Genomic DNA, 5,000 nt, shown 5'->3' on the forward strand with positions numbered 1-5,000 from the left:
ATGTGCTGGGCCAGGGCCATTAGCGAATTTGGCGCCATTATAATCATTGCTTATTTCCCTACAACAGCTCCGGTCCTTATTTACAGAAGATTCGTGGATTTCGGATTGTCAGAATCCACACCGGTAGCGGTTATTTTAATATCACTATGTCTGTTACTTTTCCTGGTGGTCAGATTGATTATGAAAGGATGGAGAACCTATGATAAGAATTGAAAACCTGAGCCGTGACTGGGAAGGATTTAAGATAAAACAGGTTAGTTTAGATGTTAAAAAAAATGAGTACTTTGTTATCTTAGGCCCCAGTGGATCAGGTAAGACCATGCTCCTTGAACTGATCGCCGGAATGTGACCCCTTGATTCTGGTAAAATATACATGAATAATGAAGATATTACCAATGCCCCTCTGGAAAAGAGGGGAATCGGATTTGTTTACCAGAACTATATGTTGTTCCCCCATAAGACTGTGTTTGAAAACATTGCCTTTGGGCTGAAGTTGAGAAAGATCGGCAAAAAAGAGATAGAGACCAGTGTAAATGAAATGATGAAACTTTTAAACATTTCTCATCTCAAAGACCGCCTCCCCCGGAATTTGAGTGGTGGAGAACAACAACGTACCGCTTTAGCCCGCGCTCTTATTGTTTACCCCAAGGTCTTACTTATGGATGAGCCTTTAAGTGCTTTAGATAGGAAAACCAGGGATGAGTTAATGCTGGTGCTTAAGGAAATTCATCAGAAGTTCGAAGTGACCCTTATCCATGTTACCCATAACTTCGATGAGGCACTGCAACTGGCTGATCGGGTGGCCATAATGAAACACGGAAGCATTTCCCAAGTGGGAGATGTTGAAGAAGTCTTTAGGCATCCTGCTAATGGTTTTGTGGCTAATTTTGTTGGAGTTGAAAACATAATCAAAGGTACGGCCACCATTGATGGAGATGTAACTGAGATAGATACGGGAAATACAGTTATTGTCAGCTCAGAACAAAAAACCGGACCAGTACACATCACAGTGCGCCCTGAAGACATCACCCTGGCCACTCAGAAAGTAGCCACCAGTGCCCGGAATGTTTTTCAGGGACCTGTTAAGGAGATATCTGACCTGGGCACCTTGATCAAGTTAACCATTGATATTGGAGACCCTCTGGTTGTGTTTTTAACCAGGCAATCATTCCTTGATCTGGAGATAAACATTGGAAAATCTGTCTGGACTTATTTCAAGGCGACTGCAGTGCATGTGTTTTAACTATGGATTTTATGTTCCCATAAACTCAGAATTAGAGATTGATAAAAAAAATCCGGCCCTGTAGAATAATTCTACAGAGCTGATTTAAACTTTATTTTCCTTTAACGACTTCAGATTCCCCTAACTTGGTGGGGCCTACCTTATCCGTTATTATCACAATAATTACCAATACTAAAGCAATTATTGAGGTTACTGCTCCGAACAGGAACAAATTAGAAAAGGATTGACTTAAGTTACCCATTCTGCTGGTGGCACTGACTAAAAAACAGGCCCCAATAACTGGCGCTACAGTAGAACCAACACCTTTAAAGGTATTTAATATCCCCACACCTGTTGCTTCTTCTTCTTTAGGCATGAAAGACATCATAAGAAGCTGGAATGCACTCCAAGTGAACCCTACACCCACTCCTATTACTGCTAAGCAAATTGCTAGGCCGGTTGAATCCGTGACAAAATATGTCAAGCCAAAGAGTCCTGCGATTAGGAGGGGTGATCCTAACAGGAGCATACGTTTAGATCCAAATTTATCTAAAAGAACTCCACCCAATATGGCAGTTATACATACCGCTACAGAAAGTGGAGTCAGCACCGTACCACTGTCCTGTACATTCAAATTTAGCACAGTCTGGGCGAAGGTTGGTACGTATGTAAATGCCATAAAGGTACCAATCCCTGATAAAAGAATTGCAAAGTTAAGCGATAGGATTTTTGGCTTTTTTAAAACATCTATATCCAATATTGGTTCTGATACTCGTTTTTCGTATGCAATTAGTGCAATAAATAGAACCGCAGCAGCTATAATTAGTGGGAACACAGATACATCTGTAAATGGTGCGCTTTCCAGTCCTATAATACCTAGCAACATTGAAGCTATTGTTCCTACCAGTAATGCTGATCCAATGTAGTCAATATGCTGATCTTGATTTCCATAGGTTTCTTTGAACTTGAAAGCCAGAAGGACTGCCATGATTCCCAGGGGAATGTTGATATAGAATACGGTTCTCCAACCAAAATTTTGGATCAGGAACCCACCTATGTTTGGCCCTACTATAGTGGCAATGGATGACATGGCCATGAGTACACCCATTGTTTTTCCTCTTTGATTTTCAGGAGCAGAATCATTCATACTGGATAATGCCGAAGGCAGAACAATACCAGCACCTATACCCTGTAAACCCATGGAAGCTATTAAGGAATATATGTCCCAGGATAAGCTGGCGGTAATTGATCCTATGACGAAGGTGGTCACACCAATGATATACAATTTTTTTCGGCCAAACACATCAGATAATTTCCCGGCCAGTGCCATAATTGCTGTCATAAACAACATATAGGTTGTTAGAGTCCATGTTGCCCAATTAAGTGAGGTTTGCAGGTCGGCAATTATTGTGGGTAGTGCCGGCACGAATATATAGGCATCCATTGCTGTCATGAATACACCTAACGCCAGGACTATCATCACAAAAATTGTGGATGACCCGAGACCCCTTTTATTCTCTATGATTTCGTTAGTATTTTCGCTCATTTTTATCTCCTTTCATGACAAAATTAAAGCCCTGAGAGTTTACGCATAGGATTTTTCCCATTTAATCACCATTATAATATTAATAGTAAAAAATAATTAATTAAAACCAGCGAATGCTCTTTTTAAATTCTCAGACAAACTTAATTTTGAAATTTGAGTGTTAGTTTAATCTCAAAATTTGATAGTTGTTAAAGACCTTACAACAAAATAATATTTTTTGCTATTTATAGTTTTCGAAATTAGTTGTTAGCTACATGACAACTAATAACTTTAAATATCACGGTGTATACAAAAAAATTTTATACAGTAATTCATTATCTAACAACAAAAGGCCGGAGATATTGTATGAATGAAATTCCCCAGGAATTAATTAAATCATTGATGGACCTCGGACTTCTTGAATCTGAGGCAAAAATATACATAACCCTCGCAATGATGAATAATTCCGAAGTCAAAACGCTTATAGAATTTTTAGGCCTATCAAAACCAAATACATACGAAAGTCTTCGCCTTCTAGAAGAAAAAGGACTGGTATCTTTAATCAATACCCGGCCCATGGCCTATCAAGCATTACCTCCAGAAATAGGATTGGAAGTTTTATTAAAAACACATATTGATGCAAAGGATAAAGCAAAAAAGATTTTTTCAATTATGGATAAAGAAAAATTCGTGCCCAAAACTTCTGAGGCATTATGGAATGTTTTCAATGGAGAAAGCATAAATTATAAAATTAAAGATATGATTCAAAATGCGAAAGAAAGCATATTCATGATATCCTCCCCCAAATACATTAAATATCTTGAAAATGCAGACCCAAATTTAAAACTGGACATAATTCTATTCTCAGAGACACACTCCTTTGAAACATTAAAAAAAGATTTTGAAGACAAAAAAGGCAATTTTAAAGTTGTAAATGAAGAAGATATGCTTAATATCGTTGCATCATCTAAAACCAAAGATCAAAAACAATTCGAAATATACAAAGAAGCTTTGTTAATGGTTGAATATAGAAATATGCTAATGTTAGCTATAGACGATGAAGAAGTATTATACATGCCCCCCATGTCTACCGGATCACTCACAGCCATCAATACAAAAAATAAGGCCATGACGATGCTTATGAAAATAGGGCTCAGTGATATTACTAATCAGTTTGAATAAAATGGAAAAATAGATGAAAAAAAATCTATTAACCGTATTTTTTTAATTTTGTGCTTTAATCCCCTGAACCTGAATAAAACTACTCTTCACAGGAGTCAATGGTGATCAGTATTTCTTCATCATCTTTAGGGATGTGTTTGACTTCAATTAAATCGTACTTTATCTTTTCAAGGTCAATATCAACAGTTGAATGAATAGTATCACCATCAAGGCTTACCAAGACTGTGCAACTTTTCTGTCCACCCTTAAGAACACAGGTTTCAATGTTTATAACCTCACCCGGAGTGAAAACCCGATTGTAGGACATTTCAATTTTATCATAGGTTTTTACGTTATTTTTGATGTATTCAATTGCTTCTTCACAATCCATAGTCAGGTCTCGAACCATCATAACACCTCAAAACATTAGCACTCTCATTACTACCCTTAATTCACTGTTTGGATAACTACAATAGTAAATAGTTATATTTTGATTAATTTAAGGATTATCATATCAAACAATTTTTAGGATTCTGCCACTAACACCTTGAGCTCTTCTCCCTGAGTATGCCTAATTTCTATGAGATCATCCTTGATGGCGTGCATGTTGATGCGTACTATCTGATTGACCAGATCTCCATTCAGGTGCAGGGTGACTTCCAGAAACTCTTCTCCATATTCTTCCTCTATTTCAACCCCTAAAACTTCTCCTGGAGCGTAAATACGGTTATATGAAATTTCAAGGATGTCATGCGTTTTGACATTGTCCCGGACATAGTCGATGATATCTTCAGCCTTTAAAAATATTTCTTCTTCCATAAAAATCACGTGAATTTGAGTATAATTTAAATTTTTAATTAAATGTAGATAAGCTGTTAATTAAATTTTGGGTTTAAAAAAAGGGTTTGGAAAAAAAGAAATGAAAACAGGAATTATAAATATTTCCTGTTCTTTTCTGCGTTGAGGTACAGTCCACCTTTACCGTTTACTGCGAGATCCCCGGTGTACTTAATGTATTTACCAGAGAAGCTTTTTCCATCGATCACCGGGTCCCGGACAATTTCGTCATAGACAAATCCTTCCAGGAGCATT

6 protein-coding genes and 1 pseudogene (2 of these 7 running past the window's edge) are annotated in these 5,000 nt (G+C 37.4%); 3 read left to right on the forward strand and 4 right to left on the reverse strand.

The features are described 5' to 3' along the window. Positions 1-213 carry the 3' portion of a tungstate ABC transporter permease WtpB gene (gene wtpB, locus QC759_RS11755; protein WP_048072993.1) on the forward strand. 579 nt of this gene lie to the left of the window's left edge, so 213 of the gene's 792 nt are visible here — the last part of the coding sequence; its start codon lies off the left edge, out of view; the stop codon is at positions 211-213. Continuing rightward, positions 200-1,243, forward strand: a pseudogene (gene wtpC / locus QC759_RS11760) (tungstate ABC transporter ATP-binding protein WtpC). The gene wtpB and the pseudogene wtpC overlap by 14 nt, the downstream one beginning before the upstream one ends. Positions 1,244-1,334: 91 nt before the next feature. On the opposite strand, the gene QC759_RS11765 reads toward wtpC, so the two are convergent. Continuing rightward, positions 1,335-2,768, reverse strand: coding sequence for an MFS transporter (locus QC759_RS11765; protein ID WP_048072991.1), 1,434 nt, complete (start codon positions 2,766-2,768; stop codon positions 1,335-1,337). A gap of 345 nt (positions 2,769-3,113) precedes the next feature. On the opposite strand from QC759_RS11765, the gene QC759_RS11770 reads away from it, so the two are divergent. Next, positions 3,114-3,929, forward strand: a complete 816-nt coding sequence (locus tag QC759_RS11770; protein WP_048072990.1) for a TrmB family transcriptional regulator — start codon at positions 3,114-3,116, stop codon at positions 3,927-3,929. A gap of 79 nt (positions 3,930-4,008) precedes the next feature. Here the strand turns inward: QC759_RS11770 and QC759_RS11775 are convergent, their stop codons facing one another. From QC759_RS11775 to QC759_RS11785, 3 genes are all read right to left on the reverse strand, one after another. Beyond that, on the reverse strand, positions 4,009-4,320 hold the full coding sequence (locus QC759_RS11775; protein WP_243686915.1) for a DUF2097 domain-containing protein: 312 nt from the start codon (positions 4,318-4,320) through the stop codon (positions 4,009-4,011). A 113-nt stretch (positions 4,321-4,433) separates the two neighbouring features. After that, on the reverse strand, positions 4,434-4,727 hold the full coding sequence (locus QC759_RS11780) for a DUF2097 domain-containing protein (RefSeq protein WP_048072989.1): 294 nt from the start codon (positions 4,725-4,727) through the stop codon (positions 4,434-4,436). Between the two features lie 113 nt (positions 4,728-4,840). After that, positions 4,841-5,000, reverse strand: partial view of a formylmethanofuran dehydrogenase subunit C gene (locus tag QC759_RS11785; RefSeq protein ID WP_048072988.1) — the 3' end only. It continues 650 nt past the right edge of the window; only the last 160 of its 810 coding nucleotides appear in the window; the start codon falls outside the window, past its right edge; its stop codon occupies positions 4,841-4,843.

Origin of the sequence: Methanobacterium formicicum, assembly GCF_029848115.1 — an archaeon.
Classification (GTDB): Archaea; Methanobacteriota; Methanobacteria; order Methanobacteriales; family Methanobacteriaceae; genus Methanobacterium; species Methanobacterium formicicum.